The following is a 21,764-nucleotide window of genomic DNA, read 5'->3' as shown; positions in this document are numbered from 1 at the left end:
TATCGGCCGAAAAGCCAAGCCACACAAGCCTCTGCGCCGTTTTGACGCAGTTTTCGAGCCGCTAATTTCGAGCATAACGGATGCCCTCTTTACCGACTCAACGATTGCCCTGCCGCCCTCTTCCAATGTCTTCTATTCGCACGATTCCGTGCCCTTCTGGGGTCGTTCTCGGCACCGCCTTCCATGCATGTCCGTAGATCACCTCGAAAGTCAGAGGGATCGTGCCATCGGCCCGCCGGCGCGCCTCGAGCGCGGCCAGCAGCGCCTTGTGCATGCGCCGCGACGCGACGCCCTGCGTCGTGTTGCTCCGGAACGGATAAGCGCCCCAGCGACGCACGTCGGCAAGCAGCGACTCCGGCGACTTGTAAGTGATGGTCAAGGTCTCCTGGTCCATCACGGGAATTTCGAAGCCACTTTCGACAAGCATATCGCCCAGATCGTGCATGTCTACGAAGTCGATTACATGTTTGTGCGTATTGACGCCGTGCGCCGCTTCGATTTCGGCATACGCGCCGCGCAGTTCTTTCAGTGTGTCAGGCCCGAGCGTGCTGAACATCAGCAGGCCGTTGACCTTCAGCACGCGCTGCCATTCGGGGAAAACGAGGTCGGGCCGCGAGTGCCAGTGCAGCGCGAGATTCGACCAGATGAACTCGAATGCACCCGATGCAAACGGCAACGCGGAAAAATCGGCCTGAGCGAAGCGCGGACCGCGCGAGCCGAGCGCCTTACCGAGCGATGCGGGCAAAAAACGACGCCAACTGGTGTCGGTAGCGTCGTGCTGGACCGCGCGCGCGAGCATCGCGCGGGAAAGATCGGTGCCGAACACTGGCGCCTCGGGGAAGCGCTCGCGCAACGCGGGAAGGTCGTCGCCCGCGCCGCACCCGGCGTCGAGCACCTGCGCCGGATTGACCTTGATGTAGTCGAGCCGTTCGCGCATGCGTTGTGCGATCTCGCGTGGCAGGAACGCGACGTCATTGAAGGTCGCGGCCCGGCGGTCGAAAATCTTCCGGAGACGGCGCGAATCATAGGCCGGACGGCCAGTTTCGGTGGGAGACACGGTTATTCGAGTCGTGCGGACGAAGAGTGCGAAGTATACTCGCTCGATTCCGTCCCTTCAGCGTCAGCGGCCTTCGGAGGCGTGTCGATATGCCGAATTGGGCTTTTCGGTGGTCTCGCGCCACACTTTCCGGGCGACCGCTTCAAGAACGGTTCATCGAGGTCGCGCAACGATCCATCTCGAAACTTCCGGCGCTCGCGCGTTGCGCGCTGCCGAACCCGTGCGCGTTGTGCGGCAATATGTCGCATCGAACGCTGTGCGGCTTTTGCGACGAGGCATGGTGGAACGAAGCGCGGCTGCGCTGCACCGTCTGCGCGATGCCGTTGAGCGGCTTCCGGCGGGCAAGCGTCATGCATTACCGGTGCGGCGACTGCCTCGCCGCGCCGCCCGCGTTCGACGCGACCGTGGCGCTGGCTGACTACCGCGCGCCGCTGGACGCACTCGCCGTCGGCCTCAAGTTCCGCGGGCGGCTTGCGCTCGCGCATGAGTTCGCGCGGCGTCTCGCGTGGTCCGCGACGGACACGCTCGACGACCGCGATCGCCCGGACGTCGTCGCGCCCGTGCCGCTATCGGCGCGGCGGCTGGTCGAGCGCGGCTACAACCAGGCATGGGAAATCGCGCGGCCCTGCGCGAAAGTGCTCGGCATTCGCGGCGACGCGACGCTCGTGCGGCGCGTGATCGACACGGCGCCCCAATCGAAGCTCGATCTCGATGCGCGCAGGCAGAATGTCGGCCGCGCGTTCGAAGTGGCAAGACCGGTGCACGGACTGCATGTCGCCATCGTCGACGATGTGATGACGACGGGCGCGACACTCGATGCGCTGGCTCGCACGCTGAAGGCAGCCGGCGCGCGGCGCGTGACGAATCTCGTCGCGCTTCGCACGCCGAAAAACTAACTCCGACTCACCTTGATATGTTCAACGTCGTTCTCGTCGAACCTGAAATTCCGCCGAACACCGGCAACGTGATCCGCCTGTGCGCGAACACGGGCGCGCGCCTGCATCTGATCGAGCCGCTCGGCTTTCCGCTCGACGACGCGAGAATGCGCCGCGCCGGCCTCGACTATCACGAGTACGCACAGATGCGCGTGCACCCCAACTGGGACGCGCTGATCGACAGCGAAGCGCCCGATTTCTCGCGCATGTTCGCGTTCACGACGCGCGGCTCCAGCCCGTTCCACTCACACGCGTTCCTGCCTGGCGACTGGTTCGTGTTCGGCGCGGAAACGCGCGGCCTGCCGGACGCCGTGTTGAGCCGCTTCCCGCCCGAACAGCGGGTTCGCCTGCCGATGCGCCCCGACAATCGCAGCCTGAACCTGTCGAACACCGTCGCCGTGGTCGTGTTCGAGGCGTGGCGTCAGGCGGGCTTCGAAGGCGGCGCCTGAAGGCGTCGTTCGAGTTCGGACCTGTAGCGCGCGTGCATCGCTTCGTCGAAGCACGCGAAGATCACATGCTCGATGCCGGGCGTTTGCGGCAGTATGTCGATTACCGTTTGAACGGCGATACGCACGGCTTCGTCGGCGGGAAAACGGTAGACGCCACAACTGATCGCAGGAAACGCGATGCTCTTCGCTTTGGCGTCGCGCGCCAGCTCCAGCGAGCGCCTGTAGCACGCAGCCAGCAATGTCGCCTCGCCCCGCTCGCCGCCGTGCCACACGGGACCGACGGCATGAATCACATGACGCGCCTTCAGCCGATGGCCGCCCGTCATCTTCGCGTCGCCTGTCACGCAACCGCCCAGCGTTTCGCACTCGCGCAGCAGGCCAGGGCCGGCCGCGCGATGAATCGCGCCGTCCACGCCACCGCCGCCCAGCAATGATGTGTTCGCCGCGTTGACGATCGCGTCGACGTCGAGCGTCGTGATGTCGACGACCCGCGCCTCAAGCGAGCAATGGCCAATGGTGAGCATGGGAAAACCTCCAGATTCGATGCAACAACGATAGGAGGTGGACAGCAAAAGAAACGAGCCGTTCGGCGTTGGCCATTACCGGCTGTGTAAAACACCTTCAGGCAAATTGCTGAAATGGGCTGCGGGCCGCGAGGCCCGCTTCGGACAACGGCTTTTATTCAGCCTTCGCGTCGCGGCGCAGTAACGCGCTGACGGCATCGCGTGGCGCGACGTTGTTGAACAGCACGTCGCAGACGGCTTCGGTGATCGGCATTTCGATGCCGTGCGACTGCGCGATCGACAGCACGCCCCGCGCGCAGCGTACGCCCTCGGCGACATGCCCGAGCGCGTTGAGGATATCGTCGAGCGACCGGCCCGTTGCGAGCTGCATGCCGACCGTGCGGTTGCGCGACAGATCGCCCGTCGCGGTCAGGATCAGATCGCCCAGACCCGTGAGGCCCGTAAACGTTTCCGCCCGGCCGCCCAGCGCCGCGCCGAGGCGCGACATTTCGGCAAGACCGCGCGTGATCAGCGCTGCACGTGCGTTCAGCCCGAGACCAAGGCCATCGGCGATGCCCGTGGCGATGGCCAGCACGTTCTTCACCGCGCCGCCCACTTCGACGCCGACCACGTCGTCGCCGCTATAGATACGCATTGCGCCGTGATGGAACGCCCCGACAGTCCGCTCGCGGCATGCCGCCGACGCGCTCGCCACCGTCAACGCCACGGGCAGCCCCTGCCCCACTTCGCGCGCGAAGCTCGGGCCCGACAGCGTGCCGTTGCTCGCGTGTCCGCTCAACTCTTGAGCTACGACCTGATTCGGCAGCAGTTGCGTGTCCGCCTCGAAGCCCTTGCACAGCCACACGATGTGCGCCGGCACCTTGCCCATGTCGCGCATCGTGCGCAACATGGCGCGCAAGCCCGCGACGGGTGTCGCGACCACGCACAGCGCGTCATCGGCGAGCGCGTGATCAAGTGTGAAATCGAGATTCGCTTCGAAGCGAAGCGCGGACGGCAACGCAACGCCCGCCAGATAGCGGGCGTTTTCGTGCGAAGTGGAGAGTTCGGCGATGAGCGCGGCGTCGCGCGCCCAGAGCACCGTGTCATGCCGCGCGGCCAGATGGCCGGCGAGTGCGGTGCCCCATGCACCGGCGCCGAGAACGGCAACCTTCATATCCGGCACCGGCTGCGCGCGTCAGTGATGCGCAGCGCTGCCCGCGCCGGTTTCCTGCGTGGCGATCTGCGCGAGGCGTTGCTCGTACAGTGCCTGGAAGTTGATTTCGGCGAGGTGGATGGGCGGGAAGCCTGCGCGGGTGATCGCGTCGGCGATGTTCGAACGCAGATACGGGAACAGGATGGTCGGGCACGCAATGCCGACGAGCGGATCGATCTGCTCCGCCGGGATGTTGCGGATGTCGAAAATGCCTGCCTGCTTGGCTTCGATCAGGAACGCGACCTTGTCGCTGACCTTGGCCGTCACGGTGCCCGTGACGAGAATTTCGAACACCGTGTCCGCGAGGCGCTCGGCCTTCACGTCGACTTCGACTTCGACCGACGGCATTTCCTGCTCGAGGAAAATAGCCGGCGAATTCGGCTGCTCGAGCGACATGTCCTTCAGGTAGATGCGCTGGATATTGAAGAACGGTTGGTTGTTCTCGTCGGACATGAGTGTCTACTCCCTAAATTTCGTTGCGGCGGACGAATGCCGCCAGATCTCTTTACAAAGCGGGCCGCCCCGTAAGGCGGCATCCAGCTGGCCGGTGCGAACCCGGCCTTGTTTTTTCGCTACCGCACGCCGCTGCCGGCACAACCGGCGCGGCGCGAAGGCAAAACCTCAGGCGACGGCTGCCAGCAGCGGCGTCAGACCGCCCGCGCGATCGAGCGCGGACAGATCGTCGTAGCCGCCGACGTGCGTGTCGCCGATATACACCTGCGGCACCGTGCGACGGCCTGTACGCGTCATCATTTCCTGACGGCGCGCCGGATCCTTGTCGATCAGCACCTTTTCGACGTGATCGACGCCGCGCGACTTTAGTAGACGTTCGGCCATCTGGCAATACGGGCACACCTGCGTGCTGTACATGATCACTTTGTTCACTTCGCAACTCCTTGTTTGACGACGGGCATGCCCGCCTGCTGCCAGGCGTTGACGCCGCCTTCCAGCACGTGCACTTCCGCATAGCCTGCGTCGCGCACAATACGTGCCGCCTTGTTCGACTGCTGTCCGTTCTGGCAGACGAGCAGCACCGGGTTGCTCTTATTTTTCACGAGTTGGGCGACTTTCGCTTGCAACTCGCCAAATTCGACGTGACGCGCCGACGGCAGGTGCCCGCCGGCGTATTCCGCCGCGGAACGCAGGTCGACGACCACGGCGTTGCGCCGATTGATCAGCTGGGTGGCTGCAGCCGCCGACAGGCCGCCGCGTCCGCGCCGGGAAATCGACGGCCACAGGAGCAACGCCCCAGAGATGAGGGCGACAGCGATCAGTACAAGGTTGGTGTAATCGGTGAAAAACTTCACGGAAGATCCGCCGGAAAAAGAGAAGAAATCGGGATAAATCGGAAAGGGCAATCCGACCATTATAAAATAACCGTCTGACGCGATGGCGACCGCCAGCTGAAGGCTGCGGTACCGCCCCGATTCCCGCTTCCTCACTACCGACCGGCAACGACATGTACAAACTCGTTCTCATCCGCCACGGCGAATCGACGTGGAACAAGGAAAACCGCTTCACAGGCTGGGTCGACGTCGACCTGACCGAACAGGGCAACCTCGAAGCGCAGCAGGCAGGCACGTTGCTCAAGGACTCGGGCTATACGTTCGATATCGCCTATACCTCGGTGCTCAAGCGCGCGATCCGCACGCTGTGGCACGTGCAGGACAAGATGGACCAGATGTACCTGCCCGTCGTGCACTCGTGGCGTCTGAACGAGCGCCACTACGGCGCCCTGTCGGGCCTGAACAAGGCCGAGACGGCCGCGAAGTTCGGCGACGAGCAGGTGCTGGTCTGGCGCCGCAGCTACGACACGCCGCCGCCCGCGCTCGAGCCGACCGATTCGCGCACGTCGTACGACGATCCGCGCTACGCGAAGGTGCCGCGCGAGCAGCTGCCGCTCACGGAATGCCTGAAGGACACCGTCGCGCGCGTCATGCCCATCTGGAACGAATCGATCGCGCCCGCGATCAAGTCGGGCCGCAAGGTGCTGATCGCCGCGCACGGCAATTCGATCCGCGCGCTGGTCAAGTATCTGGACAACATTTCCGACAACGACATCGTCGGGCTGAACATCCCGAACGGCGTGCCTCTCGTCTATGAACTGGACGAAGACCTGAAGCCGATCAAGCACTACTACCTCGGCGATCAGGAAGCGATCGCGAAGGCGCAGGCCGCTGTCGCGAAGCAGGGCAAGGCAGGCTGATCACGGCCAGTCCAATGATCGTGACCCGCCGCCATGCCGCTGCGGGTCACGGCACGCGCGCTTCGCGCGTGCCGTGCGCTTGCCTGACAGCATTGCCATGTACCCGCCATGCTGGCGCCATCATGGGTCGTCGCGAGATGGCCGCACGTTGTGCAGCGATCCCTGCACGCAAGCAATCCATACCGATGCGCACGCAACGAAACCGGCCGTTCAGCCCATGCGTGGCGGCACTTTTGACGCTGCGGGCGTCCGCCAGCGCACAGTCGCTGCGCAGGACGGCAGCGATCCTTAGAACCTCGCAGCGCGACCGCTGTCGAAACCCGATCACCCATACGTACAGGCCGTGCAAGCGTCAAGTTATACTTGTCCGTCCTTTTTCCTTTGACGCTGCCACGCGCTTCCGACCGCAACACACTCTATGCGAAAGAACCTGAAAAATATCGGCCTTATCGCCGCGGGCCTGGCTACCGGCGTTTTTGCAACCCTGCAACTCAGCGCCTCGGCCCAGCAACCCGCATCGGCGTCCGCGCCCTTGCCGCTCGACCAGTTGCGACTCTTCGCCGAAGTCTTCGGGCAAATCAAGCATGAGTATGTGGAGCCCGTCGACGACAAGAAGCTGCTGACGGCCGCGATCAAGGGCATGGTGTCGAGCCTCGACCCGCACTCGTCCTATCTCGACAAGACCGACTACGAAGAACTGCAGGAGCAGACCAAGGGCCGCTTTGCGGGCCTCGGCATCGAAATTTCGCAGGAAGACGGCCTCATCAAGGTCATCTCGCCGATCGAAGACACGCCCGCGTTCCGCGCCGGCATCCGCCCGGGCGACCTGATCACCCGCATCAACGACAAGCCCGTGCGCGGCATGACGCTGGACAAGGCCGTCAAGCAGATGCGCGGCGACCCGGGCACGAAGGTCACGCTGACCATCTTCCGCAAGACCGACGACCGCACGTTCCCGCTTACCGTCACGCGCGCGATCATCAAGGTCCAGAGCGTGAAGTCGAAGATTCTCGCGCCGGGCTACGCCTATGTCCGCATCACAAGCTTCCAGGAACGCACGGTGCCCGATCTCGCAGCCAAGCTGCAGGACATCGCGCGCCAGCAGCCGAACCTGAAGGGCCTGATCCTCGACCTGCGCAACAACGGTGGCGGCCTGCTGCAAAGCGCCGTCGGCGTCGCGGGCGCGTTCCTGCCGCCGGATTCCGTCGTCGTGTCGACGAACGGCCAGATTCCGGACTCGAAGCAGGTCTATCGCGACACCTACGACAACTATCGTCTGCCGTCCTTCGACACCGATCCGCTGAAGAACCTGCCGTCCATCTTCAAGACCGTTCCGATGATCGTGCTGACCAACGCGTACTCGGCGTCGGCGTCGGAAATCGTCGCGGGCGCGCTGCAGGATCAACATCGCGCGCTGATCGTCGGCAAGACGACGTTCGGCAAGGGCTCGGTACAGACCGTGCGTCCGATGACAGCGGATTCGGCGCTGCGTCTGACCACCGCCTACTACTACACGCCGAGCGGCCGTTCGATCCAGAACAAGGGCATCCGCCCCGACGTTGCGGTGGATCAATACGCGGACGGCGATCCGGACGACGCACTCGTCACGCGCGAAGTCGACTACTCGAATCACCTTGCGAACACGCAAGACCCGAACGAGAAGAAGGAACAGGAACAGCGCGAACAGGAGCGCATGGACCAGTTGCGCCTGCTCGAAGAGCAGAACGACAAGAAGACGCCGGAACAGAAGCAGAAGGATCGCGACCGCAAGCCGGTCGAATTCGGTTCCAACGACGACTTCATGCTGCAACAAGGTCTGAACAAGCTCGAAGGCAAGCCGGTGCAGGAGTCGAAGTCGCTGATGGAGCGGCGTCTCGCGCAGAACAAGCCGGCGCAATCGGCTTCGGCGCCTGTCGCTGTGAAGCCCGCGCTGGCTGCTACGCCGACGGCGTCGAACCCGGCGGCGCCCGCTTCGGCGACGCAGCCCGCTTCGCAACCGGCTGCGCCGACCAAGTAAGCGTCTGATCTGTCCCAGTGTCTTCGCGGCTCACGTTGCCGCGAAGACACTTTCCTCCGCGCGATTAGAATAACGAGAACCTCGCGCCGTATCTCTCCGCAGCCAGCGCGACACCTACGACATACGCCGCGCCCCGCCATGAACGACGATCAACTCCTGCGCTACTCCCGTCACATCCTCGTCGATGAACTCGGCATCGAGGCTCAGCAACGCTTTCTCGACGCGCACGCCATTGTGGTTGGCGCGGGTGGTCTCGGCTCGCCGGCGGCGATGTATCTGGCGGCAGCGGGCGTCGGCAAGCTGACGCTGGTCGATGCCGATACCGTCGATCTCACCAATCTGCAGCGTCAGATTCTGCATGTGACGAAGTCGGTTGGCCGGTTGAAGGTCGAATCGGGACGGGACGCGATCGCGCAACTGAATCCGGAAGTCGTTGTGAACGCCGTGGCAGAACGCGTCGACGATGCGTGGCTGGACGGCAGCGTGCCGCAAGCGAGCGTCGTACTCGACTGCACGGACAACTTCGCGACGCGTCACGCGATCAACCGCGCGTGCGTGAAGCACGGCGTGCCGCTGGTATCGGGCGCGGCGCTGCGCTTCGACGGCCAGATCAGCACCTTCGATTTCCGCAGCGAAGATTCACCGTGCTACGCGTGCGTGTTTCCGGAAGATCAGCCGTTCGAGGAAGTGGCGTGCTCGACGATGGGCGTGTTTGCGCCGACGGTCGGCATTATCGGCGCGATGCAGGCGGCGGAAGCATTGCGGGTGATCGCGGGCATCGGCGAGCCGCTGGTGGGCCGCCTGATGATGCTCGATTCGTTACGGATGGAATGGAACACGATGCGCATCGCGCGCCAGCCGGATTGCCCAGTGTGCGGCGAGCGGCATCGTTCGTAAATCTCGCCACTCGCCGAACGGGAAAGCGCATCAGGCCTGCGCGATGCGATCCAGCGCCGACTGCACCTCTTCCGGCTCGAACGCCGCAAGCACGTCCGCCACCGGCTTTTCCAGCGTCTTCAGATGCGAGCGCAGCACCTCCTGCTTCACGAGCAACACCTGGCTCGGATGCATCGAGAACTCCGTCAGACCCATGCCGAGCAGCAGACGCGTGAGCGTCGGGTCGCCCGCCATCTCTCCGCAGATCGACACCGGCACGCCCGCGCGCTTCGCCTCGCGCAGCGTGAACGCGATCAGATGCAGCACCGCGGGATGCAGCGGATCGTACAGATGCGCGACCGCGTTGTCGGCACGGTCGATTGCAAGCGTGTACTGGATCAGATCGTTCGTGCCGATCGACAGGAAATCGAGCCGCTTCAAAAAAAGCGGCAACGCGATCGCCGCCGCCGGAATTTCGATCATCGCGCCAACGCGCACGTTCGGATCGTACGCGAGACCCGCGTCGTCCAGCTGACGCTTGGCTTCCTGGATCAGGTCGAGCGTCTGGTCGATCTCGCGCGCGTGCGCGAGCATCGGAATCAGGATCTTCACCGTACCGAACGCCGACGCGCGCAAGATCGCGCGTAGCTGCGTGAGGAACATGTGCGGCTCGGACAGGCTATAGCGGATCGCGCGCAGGCCCAACGCCGGGTTGGGCGCTGTTTCGTACTCGTCGCCGATCGAATCAAGCGGCTTGTCCGCGCCGACGTCGATCGTGCGGATCGTCACGGGCATGCCGTTCATCAGTTCGACGGCACGCCGGTACGCGGCGAACTGCTCTTCCTCTTCCGGCATCCCGTCCTTCTGGTTCATGAACAGGAACTCGGTGCGGAACAGGCCGATGCCCGTCGCGCCTGCGTCGAGCGCGGCTTGCGCGTCGTCGGGCAGCTCGATGTTCGCGCACAGGTCGATGCGTGTGCCGCACACCGTTTGTGTGGGCGAAAATTTCAGGCGCTGCAACTTGCGCGCTTCCAGCGCCTTCTCGCTCTGCCGGTATGAATACTCTTCGAGCACGATAGGCGCCGGATCGACGATCACGATGCCATGGTCGCCGTCGACGATGATGAGATCGTCCTGGCGGATCAGCGCGCTCGCGTGCTGCACGCCGACCGTTGCGGGAATGCCGAGGCTGCGCGCGACGATCGCCGTATGCGACGTGCGGCCGCCCAGATCCGTGACGAAGCCCTGGAAGGTCTGCCCCTTGAACTGCATCATGTCGGCGGGCGCGATATCGTGCGCGACCACGATCATTTCGTCGCAGCGTCCGTGAATGCCGTTGACGAGCCCGCTCGTCGCACCCGCCAACGCCTTCAGCACGCGTTCGACAACCTGCTCGATATCGGCCTTACGCTCGCGCAGATATTCGTCTTCCACTTCATCGAAATGGCGAGTGAGGCGCTCTAGCTGTTCGGTCAGCGCCCACTCGACGTTGTAGCGGCGCGTGCGGATGAGGTCGATGGTTTCCTGAACGAGCATCGCGTCGTTCAGAATCATGGTGTGGACGTCGATGAAGGCGCCCATTTCGGAGGGCGCGTCGGCGGCGAGATCGGCGCGCAACTCGTCGAGTTCCCGATGCACGAGCGCCTGGGCCGTGCGAAAACGCTCCACCTCGCCCTCGATCTGGGTGGGCTCGATCAGATAGTGGTCGACGTCCAGTGCAGCCGGGGCGATCAGATATGCCCGCCCGATGGCGATACCGCGTGACACGGGAATTCCATGCAGCGTGAACGACACGCGCACCTCCTCTAGTTGTGTGATGCCGCGGCAAACCGCTGCAATGCTCTCAGACCCCGATGGTCATTATAAATTCCGTACCGCATATCGGTGCTGTGCAGCGCAGCATCGAATGTCGCAGTAAGCCGCGCGCCGGCGCGCCATCCGGCGGACCAAAAGAAAACGCCGCGACATCGCGCGGCGTCTTGCATGCAGAACGAATGCAGCAGCGGATTTTTTATTGTCCTTCGCCGAATTTGTCAGCGATCAGTTTGAGCAGCGCGTCCATTGCATCTTTCTCGTCCGCGCCTTCCGTTTCGATCACGACTGTGCTGCCGATTCCCGCCGCCAGCATCATCACGCCCATGATGCTTTTCGCGTTGATGCGCCGACCGTTGCGGCTCATCCAGATTTCCGCCTGAAAGTTGGCGGCGAGTTGCGTGAGTTTGGCCGACGCGCGTGCGTGCAGCCCCAGCTTGTTCACGATAGTCGTTTCCTGTTGCAGCATGTGTTGGTCCGATGCGCGGGTGTTGATGTTATCGAGGTAAAGCAGAAATCTTGTGGGTAGTGCTCAGGTGGCGTTTCCGCTGCAGCCGGTGTCGCTGGCTGTCTTGCAGCTTTCGGCGCGCACCGTGTCCGGCGGCGCGACGGGAAGGCAGTCGTCGGTGTTCGCGACGGCGCAGGCGGCGACGGCCGGCGTCGCCGGTCCAACAGCCTGTACGCCTTTGGTCGCGCCCGCCAGCGCCTTGTCGACGAGCACGTCGAGCGGCGTCGCGCGATAGCAGACCGCGCGCACGAGCATCGGCAGATTCACACCTGCCAGCACCCGCACATCGGGAATCGATGCGAGGCGGCACGCGATGTTCGCCGGCGTCGCGCCGAACATGTCCGTCAGCACGAGCGCGCCGTTTTCTTCCCTCAGCCTGTCGATCTCCGCATGCGCGAACGCCACGACCTGGGCGGGATCGCAATCCGCCGATACGTCGATGACGCCGATGCGAGCGGGCAAGCCGCCGTAAATATGAGAGACACACTCGCGAAGCGCGGAGGCGAAGGGAGCGTGCGCAATGATCAGAATGCCTGCCATGTCAGCCTTGCTGCAGAAAACCGCCCGAAAATCGCGGCCGTGCTTCCATTCCACTGTCCGGCAGCCGAAACAACGGCGCAGACGCGGCGAACAGGAAAGCACGCCATCGAACTCGCCTGAGATCCGACCGCCAAGGGGCCGGATCGCGTGGGCCCCCGCGGGCCGCTTTCAGGGGAGCGGGCATTGTAACAGCCTCATTTTCGCGCTTTCGGCCTTTTCTCGCTTGGCTGGCCACCGCACGAACTTCCATAACGGAAGATGGCGGCGCACCCGCGCCGCTTCAACCGACGGCCTTCTCTAACGCGTCGATGAACATCGCCGCCACGTCGAAGCCCGTCTGATCCATGATCTCGCGGAAACACGTCGGGCTCGTGACGTTCACTTCCGTCAGCCAGTCGCCGATCGCATCCAGCCCGACCAGCAGCAGGCCGCGCGCCTTCAGCACCGGCCCGAGCGTTTCGGCGATCTCGCGGTCGCGCGCCGTCAGCGGCTGCGCGACGCCCAGCCCGCCCGCCGCGAGGTTGCCGCGCACCTCGTTGCCCTGCGGAATGCGCGCGAGCGAATACGGCACCGGCTCGCCGCCGATCAGCAGAATGCGCTTGTCGCCCGTCTTGATCTCGGGGATGAACTTCTGCGCCATCACCGAACGCGCGCCGTCGTGGCTCAGCATCTCGACGATCGAGCCGAGATTCATGCCGTCCGCCTTCACGCGAAACACGCCCATGCCGCCCATGCCGTCGAGCGGCTTCAGGATCACGTCGCCATGCTCCGCGTGAAACGCGCGCAAACGCGCCGGATCGCGCGTGACGAGCGTCGGCGCGACGAATTGCGGAAACTCGCCGATCGCCATCTTTTCCGAGTGATCGCGGATCGCCTGCGGCTTGTTGAAGATGCGTGCGCCCGCGCGCTCGGCCAGTTCGAGCAGCCACGTCGACGTCACGTATTCCATGTCGAACGGCGGGTCCTTGCGCATCACCACTGCGCCGAAGCTGGGCAACGCGCGCGGCTCGACGGGTTGCGCTTCAAACCACACGTCGCGATGACCGTCCGACTGATCGCCGACGATCTCGAAACGGTACACGTTCGCCTCGACGCCGCTGCCCGTCCACGCCAGATGCTGCGGCTCGCACGCGTACAGCGTATGACCGCGCTTCGCGGCCTCGGCCATCATCGCGTAGGTCGAATCCTTGTAGATCTTGAAGCGGGAAAGCGGGTCGGCGATGAAGAGAATGTCCATGGAGTTCCTGAGGCGCCCTCGCGGGCCACACATTGTTCGTTAAAGCGTAAGGCGCAGGCGCTGATGCAGCGCATCCGCCTGCAAATGCTGTCGCGTTCGACGCGGCGGGAGCGTCAGCCTACCGCGAGCGCGCTCTACGCGCTTGCGGGGTGCCTGCGCCGGGTCGGGCCCAACGACGGATGCGATCAGACCTGGATCGCCTCGGGATCGGTCTTCTCCAGCTCCACCGATGCCGCCAGCAGCCCCAGCCGCCCCACCACGCCATACATGTAGAAGCGGTTCGGCGGCGCGGCGCCCGGCTTTGCGTGCGCATCCGGCAGGGCCGTGTGCTCGAAGCCGAGCGGCACGAAGTGCATGCCGGGCGCGTTCAGATTCTGGTCGCGTTCGCGGCTGCCATGCACGCGATAGAAGCCGCCCACCACATACCGGTCGATCATGTACACGACGGGCTCGGCCACTTCCTCGCCGATACGCTCGAACGTGTAGACGCCTTCCTGCACGATCATGTCGTGCACATCGAGGCCTTCCTTCGTGGTCGACATCCGCGTGCGCTCGCGCTTGGTCAGCGCGGCCACTTCCGACGCGTCGTGCACGGTCATCACGCCCATTCCGTACGTGCCTGCGTCCGACTTGATGACGACATACGGCCGTTCCGAAATACCGTACTCGCGATACTTCTTGGCGATCTTCTTCAGCACGCCGTCGATCGCGTCGGCGAGCGCTTCCTCGCCCGTGCGCGCCTCGAAATCGACGCCTTCGACATGCGCGAAATACGGATTGATCATCCACGGATCGATCTCGACCATCTTCGCGAACTTCTTCGCGACGTCGTCATAGCACGAGAAATGGGTGGACTTGCGGCGCACGGCCCAGCCTGCGTGCAACGGCGGCAGCAGATACTGTTCGTGCAGATTTTCGAGCACGGGCGGAATGCCGCTCGACAGATCGTTGTTCAGCAGAATCGAACACGGATCGAAATTCTTGAGCCCGATGCGACGTGCCGAGCGCTCCAGCGGTTCCAGCACGATCTTCTGACCGTCCGACAGTGCGATCGTCACGGGCCCGACGATGCTTTCGTCGAGCGTGCCGAAGCGGACGTTCAGGCCCGCCTGACGCATGATCGTCGCGAGCCGCGCGACATTCTCCAGGTAAAACGCGTTACGCGTGTGACGCTCGGGAATCACGAGCAGGTTCTTCGCGTCCGGACAGATCTTCTCGATCGACGCCATCGCCGCCTGCACGGCAAGCGGCAGCGTTTCCTGCGGCAGGTTGTTGAACGCGCCGGGGAACAGGTTGGTATCCACGGGCGCGAGCTTGAAACCGGCGTTACGCAGATCGACCGAGCAATAGAACGGCGGCGTGTGCTCCTGCCATTCGAGACGGAACCAGCGTTCGATGGCGGGCGTGGCGTCGAGGATCTTCCGCTCGAGATCGAGCAGCGGGCCGTTTAACGCCGTGACTAAATGCGGAACCATTGATCACTCGCAGACTGGAGAAAAAAGATTGTAGAGCAAATGCTTTGCCCATTTGGGGGCGCTTTCTCCATTCGCAAGTTATGGGTGCATGCATTCTCCCTATAGGAACGATAGCCGGAAAATCTGCTGTTTGTGAGACAAGATTGAAGCGTGCTGCGGCGATCCGTCGCGCCATGAAAAAAGCCCGCCATGAAGGCGGGCCAAAGTCGCTGCGCTTGTACCTTTTTCGTACCTTTCGTGACCCCGTCGCCGGGGAAAACCGGGTTTGCGGGACCTGTTATTCGACGTGTTCGCCGTGCAGGATCACGTCCAGACCTTCGCGCTCTTCCTCTTCCGTCACGCGCAGGCCGATCGTCATGTCGATGATCTTCAGCAGGATGAAGCTGATCACGCCGCTGTACACGAGCGTCGTCAGCACGCCCTTCGCCTGCAGGATGACGCTGCCGTCCGCGCCGCCGATGTCCTTGACGGCGAACACACCCGTCAGCAATGCGCCGACGATACCGCCGATGCAGTGCACGCCGAACGCGTCGAGCGAATCGTCGTAACCCATCTTGTGCTTGAGCCACGTAGCCGACCAGAAGCACACCACGCCAGCGATCAGACCGATGGCGAGCGCGCCGCCCACGCCGACGAAGCCCGAAGCCGGCGTAATCGCAACCAGACCTGCCACTGCGCCCGACACGATGCCGAGCACCGACGGCTTACCCTTCGCGATCCATTCAGCAAACATCCAGCCGAGTGCGGCCATGGCCGTTGCAACTTGCGTCGTGAGCATCGCGAAACCGGCACGGCCGTCAGCCGCCACTGCCGAACCCGCGTTGAAGCCGAACCAGCCCACCCACAGCATCGAGCCACCGATCATCGTCAGCACGAGGTTGTGCGGTGCCATCGAGTCCTTGCCGTAGCCCGTACGCTTGCCGAGCACGAGACAGCAGACGAGACCCGCGATACCCGCGTTGATGTGCACCACCGTGCCGCCTGCGAAGTCGAGGATGCCTGCCGTAGCCAGCCAGCCCGTCGGTTCCCAGACCATGTGCGCGATCGGCGAGTAGACGATGATTGACCACAGCGTCATGAAAATCAGCATCGCGGAGAACTTCATACGGTCTGCGAACGCACCCGTAATCAGCGCCGGCGTGATGATCGCGAACGTCATCTGATAGACGAAGTAGACCGATTCCGGGATGGTCGGCGCGAGGTGGCTGACCGTCAGCGTCGTCGCCTTATCGCCCTTGATGTAGGCCATGCCGTGCAGCATCACGCGCGAGAAGCCGCCGAGGAACGAACCGCCCGGCGTGAACGCGAGGCTGTAGCCGACCACGGTCCAGATCACCGTCACGATGCAGGTGATCGCGAAGCTCTGCATGACCGTGGCGAGCACGTTCTTCTTGCGGACCATGCCGGCGTAGAAGAGCGCGAGACCGGGGATCGTCATGAACAGCACGAGGGCCGTCGAGGTCAGCATCCAGGCGGTGTCGCCCGAGCTGATCTTCGACGAATCGAGCGAGAACGGCGCCGTCGGTGCAGCAGGTGCGGCATCCGAAGCAGCAGCCGCTGCCGATGCGTCAGCGGGCGCGCTGGCGGCAGGTGCGGCCGAAGCGTCGGCAGCAGGGGCGCTCGCAGCGGGCGCGGCCGCTGCATCCGACGCAGCCGGCGCGCTCGCCGTCGTGTCCGGGGCGGAAGCCGCGGCGGGAGCCGACGCGTCGTCCGCGAGGGCAGCGCCGATGCCGACCGACAGCAGCGAGCCGGCCATCAGCAGGGACATCAATAATTTACGCATCTTCAGTTTCCTCTTGTCGCTGTTTTTTACAGTGCGTCCGCGCCGGTCTCGCCGGTGCGAATCCGAATCACCTGTTCGATCGGCGTGACGAAAATCTTGCCGTCGCCGATCTTGCCCGTACGCGCCGCGCGCTCGAGGGCTTCGATCGCCTGGTCGACGATGTCGTCCGACACCGCAGCCTCGATCTTCACCTTCGGCAGAAAGTCGACGACGTACTCGGCTCCCCGATACAACTCCGTATGGCCCTTCTGACGACCAAATCCTTTGACTTCCGTCACCGTGATCCCCGAGACGCCGATCGCCGACAGGGCTTCGCGCGCCTCATCGAGCTTGAAAGGCTTGATGATTGCGGTAATGAGTTTCATGAAATCCTCGCTGTAGTGACTCAACCCGTTTGCGTGACTTGCATTTGCCTTGCGCCCTGCTTTCGGCAACTCCCCCGAAACCCCTAGCAATGGCGCTTCTCCAGACGGCGTCCCGCCGGTGCGCGGGGCAGTAACAGCAACGTCCATGCCATGTTTGTGGCAGACTCCCGCCGGCGCTTGTGGCACAAGGCTTTGCGCGTTTTCTTGTCCGGATGGCCAGTTCAGGCTGGGCACGCTGGCGCGCTATCGGGATCGTTGCTAGAGTGTTTGCAGGCTTGGACAACAGGCGTGCGCACCAAAGGCGCCCATGCTGTAGCGGGCGACCAGGGAACATGCACCAGAAACGATCATTCAGTGTTACGAGGCACGCGCGTAACATCACATGCACATTTTTTGTGCAATTAAGGGGAATGAAATGAAACAACCAAACGACGTCTTCAATGACTTTCAGGTCAAGGTTTCCGAGTTGTTCAAAAACTCGCCGGCCAAAGATGTCGAACGCAATGTGCGCGCAATGCTGTCGCAAGGCTTTTCGAAGCTCGACCTGGTGACGCGCGAGGAATTCGACACGCAGACGCAGGTGCTCGTGCGCACCCGCGCGCGGCTCGAGGAGCTGGAGCGGCGCGTCGCCGAACTCGAGCAGAAGCTGCCCGTGAGCCAATCGTCCTGAACACGCCCTTCTGATCTGAACATCACAGGCAAGCGGCCCGTGACGTCATTAGCGCTTTAAGGTGAACGCGCCCCGCGGGCGCGTCGGGACGGGAGACAACATGTCGCTTGCCGTGGTGCGCAGTCGCGCGCCGGCCGCTGGCCGCGCGCCCGAAGTTACCGTCGAGGTTCACCTCGCCAACGGACTTCCCTCTTTTTCCATCGTTAGGTATTAATTGCACCGTCCGTTCCATAGCCCGGCGCTATCCACAAGGTTGCGCACGCGCGAATTTTAGGTCAGCATCACAGCTTGACCTTCGCGTATGAAGATAAGTGGCAACTTCCCAAACGCCAGCGCTTTCCGATGCGCAAATTGCGGCAATCATCGACCAGCCCAAGCTTGTCGATGAAAACGTCCACTGGGACCATCAACCAAACAACTCCAACTTCCGATGGTGGCGGGCCCCCGTGTTTTCCGAGGAAGGCGTAGCACTCGCGGGGATGTCGTGTGAGATGGGGTTTCGCCTGGGCGTTGCCCCGGAAGACTGCCGGTACTCCTTTACGCTCTACGTGCGCCGCTTGACCAATAAAAGCCGCATCTACCAGATTGAGGTCTGCCGTCCAGACCGAATTAGCCATCGCGAACCGGGCAAGCTGCTCATGGGGCCCCATCAGCACTTCGGCGACCGGGCCGAGGAAATCGAACCGGCGCCTAACTTATGTTGCGCTGACCACGAGCAATGGTTTCACCTCTTCCTGCGAAACGCTAACATTGGTTTTGGAGCGGAATATCGCTCACCAACAGAGGGTTCTTTGTTTTAGCTATGAATTGCGCCAACCTTCTCGGAGCACTGGGGTTCTCTTGCCACCGGTTCCCTACTGGGACGCTGGCGGTCAGCACGCCTTTTTGTTTTGCAGACGGCGACGTCATCCACTTCTATCTCGACGACTTCGACTCGACCGTCAAGATTAGCGATAACTCGGACACCCTTTTCCATTTGTCGACTGTCGGGCTCGATATTTCGGACCGGAAGAAATGGCGTTTCCTCCGACAACTGGCCGAAGCGCATGGCTTGCGGCTTGAAGACTCTGGTGAACTCACTGGGCGGTCGCAGTCGACCGAATTGCCAGACTTGGTCAGGCGCTACGTAGGAACGCTGCTCAAAGTGGTCGACTACGAGCGCGAGCAACGAGGTATGTCCGACGAAACGGAGCAGTACCTCGCCGAGGTCGAGTTTTACTTGCGAGCGTGGCACGTTGACCGCAACGTTGTGCCACACCCTCAAATCGTCGGGATGTCAGGCCGTCTGCACACATTCGATTTCGAATATGGGGACCAGCTTGTTGATGCCGTCCGGCCAAACTCCAATAGCACCGGCTCCATACTTCGTAAAGCGATGGACCTCGCGGACGATGAAAACGCGAGTCGCATCCTAGTCGTCATGGACGACCGGGAGGACTCCGAGCGTGCACAAGCGGAGACCGCGATTCTGTCGCGCATGGTATCCGTTCTGGGCATGCAGCAGTTGCGGCGCGTAGCCGGCATCCCTTCGAGCGAGCACTAACGGCGCGCTCATCCTCGGCACCAGTCAGTCCGTTCAGACTACGGACCTCACGGCGAGTCACACCGGCTCCTTGGTTGGCCGCCTCGGGCCATCGTCGGTACTTAATTGCACCACCCGAAGCGCAACCGTAGCCCCTCGCTCTCGACCCGGGTGACTGACCACTCGGGGCCTGAAGAATCTTGTTGCGGGATACACAAACAACGACGCCCCGAAGCCGAAGCCAAGGGGCGCAATGGTGGTAGAAGCCGAAAGTGATTGGCGGTCAACCGGTTGGAAGACAGCCTCCTAGGCCCAGATGTCGACCAGCTCGGCAATCTTGGTCGCGACAACCGCCATTGAGTCTTCGGAAGTGTCTAGGCCGGTTCGGGAGGCAAGCAAAGGGCTGACATTCCGAAGCTCCGAGTACGTCGTCTGGTGCACGATAGGCACGAGCCGGTTGCCCGCCAGGAGAGCCGAAAGCTCTTTGTCGGCGACGCCCTCTTGCGGGAGGCGGCGCAACAGGTTCGGGGTGACCAGCACGAGCCCGATGCGCGAATTCGCCAAGCCCTTGTCGATGGCACGCATCATCGGCACGCCGAGACCAAGGTCCCTCTCGCTGAACCAAACCTTTACATTAGCCGCCACGAGCAATTCGTAAAGCTCCTTAGCTGCGCCCTGCCGGTCGTCCCACGCGTGGCAAAGGAAGCAATCGCGAAGGTCAGGCTGCGCTACCGCCGTCTTCTCAACGGATTCGCGAATTGGCGTAAGCGACTGCACCTGGGAAGTCGTGTACGAGACGGACGAACTGGCTCGCGACCAGCGTGGCCTTGCTCCGCCACTGGACCTGCTTCCACCGCCGCCGCCGCTGCTGTAGCCACCTCCTCCGCTGCCCGACGTGGAGTAGGGCGAGCTGTAGCCACCGCCGTAGCGATAGCCGCGGCTGCTACACGCAGGACAGGCCGCCGCCGCGGCTGCTGAGTTATGTCCACGCACTGGTGCCGTGCATCTTGCCATAGCCATGCTGCCTCTTTTGTTGTAACAGCGCCGATGTTAAACACAATTGAGTAAGGCGTCATGAGATTAGGGTGTGAATCGCGAACGCAATCTTCATCGCACCACGGCGACCGGTATCTGCGACCACTTAAGGATTGACGTTGGAGGCGATTCTGCTCGGCGCAAGCTTGCTGAGTGCGTATCTGTGAATCGCCCTAAGTGACCCCCGGTACCTGTGCCGGAAGCATGAAACTGAAGGGAACACGCCCGATTCAAAGCCGCGCGGATTGGGCGTCCCTCGGGGCTCGCCGCCACTACCTCAAAAGCACGTCGCTACCGAGCCCGTCTCGCCCGCCCGTCCGTCCGGCACTCATCCGGTTTGCGTTTCCGCGTTACTCAGCCGGTCTCTCGCCCGTAGCCCTACACGCGCGCGTTGGCGATTTCGTTAAGACATCAAAAGGCCGTCGGGCAAAAATACCCCACCATCCGACTCTTGCGCCCCCACTGGCACCCCACCTGATTCTGTCGGTGCTGTGAGCGACGACACGCAAGGCGAAACACTCATACGCACGTTGCCGCTATTTCAGCAGGCCAACAACGTACGTTCGAGCTCCGCTGCGTCTGGCGGCATCTGGTTGCCGTATAGACCGCCCGTGCCGTGTCGCACATGAGCCAAACCGACACTACCGATGGAGAAATGACGATGCTGCCGCAAGAAAAACTGACCGACCCGAGCATGCCCTTCATGCAAACGATGATGAGCCTGTATTTCACCAACGAAGTCACGCCCTATTCGGGCCGAAACGAAGTCGAAGCGCTTCCGCCGATGGAGGCACTGGTACTCGGCGTGATGTGCCTGACCAAAACGTACAACAGCCAGCTCGTCAATAACCTGCTCTATCGCAAATACCGCATGTTTAGCTCGCGGGAGTGCGGCATCTTCGCCGAAGTTGGCATCCTCGGTCTGGCGCAACGCGGATACCTGCGGCCCGCTTCAAAAAAAGCAGAGAAGGCACTCAACGACAGGAGTGAAAAAGTCTGGGGGCTCGGAAACGTGCCGTTCGTCGTGACGGCGCAGGGCGCGCGCCGCATCGGCTACCTCGTCGCCAATCTCCGGGGCGGACTCTACAAAGATGTCGTCAAGGAGTTGCAGGCCGAGTCACGCGCAGCCGCAAAAGGTTGGCGAGCTGACGTATCTGTCTCGATGCCGGGATGAGTCGAGCTAAGGCCACTGCTTGTGCGGCGCCCTTCTGTGGCTCACTTACCATGGAATCAGGTGCCTCGCCATCCCGTCACTTTACATTGGAGCAGCGCATGACGTTGGAATTCGAAACCGTGGAAGAATTTTCGGTTGCGTCTGAAGTGAGCGACGCCACTGTCACCGTGAAGCTGCGGCGTATGCTTAACCACAAGCCGTCCCGGTTCAGTCCCGCGCCGTACTGCCTCGACCTAGCGGTCGGGAGCATCTGCCGGCACCATTACGGCATTGATGAGTTGCGTGCCCGCGATACTGCTACACGGTTCTTGCTAATGCACGTTAAGGGCATCGCTCCGCTGCTGCATTGACCGCGGCTTGTTTGCGAGAAAGCCGGCCAGCGAGCAA

24 protein-coding genes and 1 pseudogene are annotated in these 21,764 nt (G+C 62.8%); 11 read left to right on the top strand and 14 right to left on the bottom strand.

The features are described from left to right. Positions 1 to 97: 97 nt before the first annotated feature. The gene (locus H1204_RS01425; RefSeq protein ID WP_180730830.1) at positions 98 to 1,063 is read right to left on the bottom strand and encodes a methyltransferase domain-containing protein; all 966 of its coding nucleotides are present in this window, start codon (positions 1,061 to 1,063) and stop codon (positions 98 to 100) included. Between the two features lie 83 nt (positions 1,064 to 1,146). Between H1204_RS01425 and H1204_RS01420 the strand changes: the two genes are divergently transcribed. Both H1204_RS01420 and trmL read left to right on the top strand, forming a co-directional pair. Then, positions 1,147 to 1,953, top strand: coding sequence for a ComF family protein (locus H1204_RS01420; protein WP_180729513.1), 807 nt, complete (start codon positions 1,147 to 1,149; stop codon positions 1,951 to 1,953). Positions 1,954 to 1,970: 17 nt separating this feature from the next. Next, on the top strand, positions 1,971 to 2,441 hold the full coding sequence (gene trmL / locus H1204_RS01415; RefSeq protein ID WP_180721404.1) for a tRNA (uridine(34)/cytosine(34)/5-carboxymethylaminomethyluridine(34)-2'-O)-methyltransferase TrmL: 471 nt from the start codon (positions 1,971 to 1,973) through the stop codon (positions 2,439 to 2,441). On the opposite strand, the gene H1204_RS01410 is transcribed toward trmL, so the two are convergent. From H1204_RS01410 to H1204_RS01390, 5 genes are all read right to left on the bottom strand, one after another. Further along, a complete protein-coding gene (locus H1204_RS01410) occupies positions 2,414 to 2,965 on the bottom strand; it encodes an O-acetyl-ADP-ribose deacetylase (RefSeq protein WP_180729512.1) in 552 nt (183 codons plus the stop codon). The genes trmL and H1204_RS01410 overlap by 28 nt on opposite strands. 154 nt (positions 2,966 to 3,119) lie before the next feature. After that, the gene (locus tag H1204_RS01405) at positions 3,120 to 4,118 is read right to left on the bottom strand and encodes an NAD(P)H-dependent glycerol-3-phosphate dehydrogenase (RefSeq protein WP_180729511.1); all 999 of its coding nucleotides are present in this window, start codon (positions 4,116 to 4,118) and stop codon (positions 3,120 to 3,122) included. Between the two features lie 21 nt (positions 4,119 to 4,139). Then, entirely contained in the window at positions 4,140 to 4,610 is a 471-nt protein-coding gene (gene secB / locus H1204_RS01400; protein ID WP_007577679.1) for a protein-export chaperone SecB, read from the bottom strand. 168 nt (positions 4,611 to 4,778) lie between these two features. Continuing rightward, a complete protein-coding gene (gene grxC / locus H1204_RS01395; RefSeq protein WP_035986834.1) occupies positions 4,779 to 5,042 on the bottom strand; it encodes a glutaredoxin 3 in 264 nt (87 codons plus the stop codon). Beyond that, positions 5,039 to 5,464: a rhodanese-like domain-containing protein gene (locus tag H1204_RS01390; protein ID WP_007577684.1), complete on the bottom strand. Its 426-nt coding sequence runs from the start codon at positions 5,462 to 5,464 to the stop codon at positions 5,039 to 5,041. The genes grxC and H1204_RS01390 overlap by 4 nt, the downstream gene beginning before the upstream one ends. 152 nt (positions 5,465 to 5,616) lie before the next feature. Here H1204_RS01390 and gpmA point away from each other — a divergent pair, with 152 nt between their 5' ends. The 3 genes from gpmA to moeB all read left to right on the top strand — a co-directional run bounded on the left by gpmA (position 5,617) and on the right by moeB (position 9,277). Beyond that, a complete protein-coding gene (gene gpmA, locus H1204_RS01385; RefSeq protein ID WP_180729510.1) occupies positions 5,617 to 6,363 on the top strand; it encodes a 2,3-diphosphoglycerate-dependent phosphoglycerate mutase in 747 nt (248 codons plus the stop codon). A gap of 418 nt (positions 6,364 to 6,781) precedes the next feature. Continuing rightward, on the top strand, positions 6,782 to 8,380 hold the full coding sequence (locus tag H1204_RS01380; protein WP_180729509.1) for a S41 family peptidase: 1,599 nt from the start codon (positions 6,782 to 6,784) through the stop codon (positions 8,378 to 8,380). A gap of 138 nt (positions 8,381 to 8,518) precedes the next feature. Next, entirely contained in the window at positions 8,519 to 9,277 is a 759-nt protein-coding gene (gene moeB, locus H1204_RS01375; protein ID WP_180729508.1) for a molybdopterin-synthase adenylyltransferase MoeB, read from the top strand. A 30-nt stretch (positions 9,278 to 9,307) separates the two neighbouring features. Here the strand turns inward: moeB and ptsP are convergent, their stop codons facing one another. The 7 genes from ptsP to H1204_RS01340 form a co-directional block, all read right to left on the bottom strand. Next, the gene (gene ptsP / locus H1204_RS01370; RefSeq protein ID WP_180729507.1) at positions 9,308 to 11,050 is read right to left on the bottom strand and encodes a phosphoenolpyruvate--protein phosphotransferase; all 1,743 of its coding nucleotides are present in this window, start codon (positions 11,048 to 11,050) and stop codon (positions 9,308 to 9,310) included. A gap of 217 nt (positions 11,051 to 11,267) precedes the next feature. Beyond that, entirely contained in the window at positions 11,268 to 11,537 is a 270-nt protein-coding gene (locus H1204_RS01365) for an HPr family phosphocarrier protein (RefSeq protein ID WP_007577690.1), read from the bottom strand. Between the two features lie 63 nt (positions 11,538 to 11,600). Further along, positions 11,601 to 12,116, bottom strand: a complete 516-nt coding sequence (locus tag H1204_RS01360; RefSeq protein ID WP_180729506.1) for a PTS mannose transporter subunit IIA — start codon at positions 12,114 to 12,116, stop codon at positions 11,601 to 11,603. A 280-nt stretch (positions 12,117 to 12,396) separates the two neighbouring features. After that, positions 12,397 to 13,353 (bottom strand): glutathione synthase, encoded by a 957-nt coding sequence (gene gshB, locus H1204_RS01355; protein ID WP_180729505.1) that lies wholly within the window; start codon positions 13,351 to 13,353, stop codon positions 12,397 to 12,399. A 185-nt stretch (positions 13,354 to 13,538) separates the two neighbouring features. Next, complete coding sequence (gene gshA, locus H1204_RS01350; RefSeq protein ID WP_007745871.1) at positions 13,539 to 14,828, bottom strand: glutamate--cysteine ligase; 1,290 nt, start codon at positions 14,826 to 14,828, stop codon at positions 13,539 to 13,541. A gap of 277 nt (positions 14,829 to 15,105) precedes the next feature. Beyond that, positions 15,106 to 16,611 (bottom strand): ammonium transporter, encoded by a 1,506-nt coding sequence (locus H1204_RS01345; RefSeq protein ID WP_180729504.1) that lies wholly within the window; start codon positions 16,609 to 16,611, stop codon positions 15,106 to 15,108. Between the two features lie 26 nt (positions 16,612 to 16,637). Beyond that, positions 16,638 to 16,976, bottom strand: coding sequence for a P-II family nitrogen regulator (locus H1204_RS01340; RefSeq protein WP_006048089.1), 339 nt, complete (start codon positions 16,974 to 16,976; stop codon positions 16,638 to 16,640). A gap of 415 nt (positions 16,977 to 17,391) precedes the next feature. On the opposite strand from H1204_RS01340, the gene H1204_RS01335 reads away from it, so the two are divergent. From H1204_RS01335 to H1204_RS01320, 4 genes and pseudogenes are all read left to right on the top strand, one after another. Then, complete coding sequence (locus H1204_RS01335) at positions 17,392 to 17,646, top strand: accessory factor UbiK family protein (RefSeq protein ID WP_180729503.1); 255 nt, start codon at positions 17,392 to 17,394, stop codon at positions 17,644 to 17,646. A gap of 100 nt (positions 17,647 to 17,746) precedes the next feature. Further along, a pseudogene (locus tag H1204_RS01330) lies at positions 17,747 to 17,851 on the top strand (magnesium chelatase subunit ChlI); the annotation flags it as partial. Positions 17,852 to 17,957: 106 nt separating this feature from the next. Beyond that, positions 17,958 to 18,446, top strand: coding sequence for a hypothetical protein (locus H1204_RS01325; protein ID WP_180729502.1), 489 nt, complete (start codon positions 17,958 to 17,960; stop codon positions 18,444 to 18,446). A 2-nt stretch (positions 18,447 to 18,448) separates the two neighbouring features. Next, positions 18,449 to 19,189, top strand: coding sequence for a DUF1828 domain-containing protein (locus H1204_RS01320; RefSeq protein WP_180729501.1), 741 nt, complete (start codon positions 18,449 to 18,451; stop codon positions 19,187 to 19,189). A gap of 285 nt (positions 19,190 to 19,474) precedes the next feature. Here the strand turns inward: H1204_RS01320 and H1204_RS01315 are convergent, their stop codons facing one another. Further along, positions 19,475 to 19,945: a toll/interleukin-1 receptor domain-containing protein gene (locus tag H1204_RS01315; protein WP_243468539.1), complete on the bottom strand. Its 471-nt coding sequence runs from the start codon at positions 19,943 to 19,945 to the stop codon at positions 19,475 to 19,477. An 883-nt stretch (positions 19,946 to 20,828) separates the two neighbouring features. Between H1204_RS01315 and H1204_RS01310 the strand changes: the two genes are divergently transcribed. Together H1204_RS01310 and H1204_RS01305 are read left to right on the top strand one after the other, a co-directional pair. After that, a complete protein-coding gene (locus tag H1204_RS01310) occupies positions 20,829 to 21,377 on the top strand; it encodes a hypothetical protein (protein ID WP_180729500.1) in 549 nt (182 codons plus the stop codon). 98 nt (positions 21,378 to 21,475) lie between these two features. Further along, entirely contained in the window at positions 21,476 to 21,727 is a 252-nt protein-coding gene (locus H1204_RS01305) for a hypothetical protein (RefSeq protein WP_180729499.1), read from the top strand. Positions 21,728 to 21,764 lie beyond the last annotated feature (37 nt).

This window comes from Paraburkholderia sp. PGU19 (assembly GCF_013426915.1).
GTDB lineage: Bacteria > Pseudomonadota > Gammaproteobacteria > Burkholderiales > Burkholderiaceae > Paraburkholderia.
This window is presented reverse-complemented; position numbering and strand designations above follow the sequence as displayed.

What these genes read in the sequence shown, in the direction of transcription:
- H1204_RS01340 (WP_006048089.1), bottom strand. Translation starts at nt 16,976, where the DNA reads ATGAAACTCATTACCGCAATCATCAAGCCTTTCAAGCTCGATGAGGCG.
- H1204_RS01320 (WP_180729501.1), top strand. Translation starts at nt 18,449, where the DNA reads ATGAATTGCGCCAACCTTCTCGGAGCACTGGGGTTCTCTTGCCACCGG.
- H1204_RS01360 (WP_180729506.1), bottom strand. Translation starts at nt 12,116, where the DNA reads ATGGCAGGCATTCTGATCATTGCGCACGCTCCCTTCGCCTCCGCGCTT.
- H1204_RS01380 (WP_180729509.1), top strand. Translation starts at nt 6,782, where the DNA reads ATGCGAAAGAACCTGAAAAATATCGGCCTTATCGCCGCGGGCCTGGCT.
- moeB (WP_180729508.1), top strand. Translation starts at nt 8,519, where the DNA reads ATGAACGACGATCAACTCCTGCGCTACTCCCGTCACATCCTCGTCGAT.
- H1204_RS01335 (WP_180729503.1), top strand. Translation starts at nt 17,392, where the DNA reads ATGAAACAACCAAACGACGTCTTCAATGACTTTCAGGTCAAGGTTTCC.
- H1204_RS01305 (WP_180729499.1), top strand. Translation starts at nt 21,476, where the DNA reads ATGACGTTGGAATTCGAAACCGTGGAAGAATTTTCGGTTGCGTCTGAA.
- H1204_RS01310 (WP_180729500.1), top strand. Translation starts at nt 20,829, where the DNA reads ATGAGCCAAACCGACACTACCGATGGAGAAATGACGATGCTGCCGCAA.
- H1204_RS01410 (WP_180729512.1), bottom strand. Translation starts at nt 2,965, where the DNA reads ATGCTCACCATTGGCCATTGCTCGCTTGAGGCGCGGGTCGTCGACATC.
- H1204_RS01345 (WP_180729504.1), bottom strand. Translation starts at nt 16,611, where the DNA reads ATGCGTAAATTATTGATGTCCCTGCTGATGGCCGGCTCGCTGCTGTCG.
- secB (WP_007577679.1), bottom strand. Translation starts at nt 4,610, where the DNA reads ATGTCCGACGAGAACAACCAACCGTTCTTCAATATCCAGCGCATCTAC.
- H1204_RS01405 (WP_180729511.1), bottom strand. Translation starts at nt 4,118, where the DNA reads ATGAAGGTTGCCGTTCTCGGCGCCGGTGCATGGGGCACCGCACTCGCC.
- H1204_RS01365 (WP_007577690.1), bottom strand. Translation starts at nt 11,537, where the DNA reads ATGCTGCAACAGGAAACGACTATCGTGAACAAGCTGGGGCTGCACGCA.
- trmL (WP_180721404.1), top strand. Translation starts at nt 1,971, where the DNA reads ATGTTCAACGTCGTTCTCGTCGAACCTGAAATTCCGCCGAACACCGGC.
- gshA (WP_007745871.1), bottom strand. Translation starts at nt 14,828, where the DNA reads ATGGTTCCGCATTTAGTCACGGCGTTAAACGGCCCGCTGCTCGATCTC.
- gshB (WP_180729505.1), bottom strand. Translation starts at nt 13,353, where the DNA reads ATGGACATTCTCTTCATCGCCGACCCGCTTTCCCGCTTCAAGATCTAC.
- gpmA (WP_180729510.1), top strand. Translation starts at nt 5,617, where the DNA reads ATGTACAAACTCGTTCTCATCCGCCACGGCGAATCGACGTGGAACAAG.
- H1204_RS01420 (WP_180729513.1), top strand. Translation starts at nt 1,147, where the DNA reads ATGCCGAATTGGGCTTTTCGGTGGTCTCGCGCCACACTTTCCGGGCGA.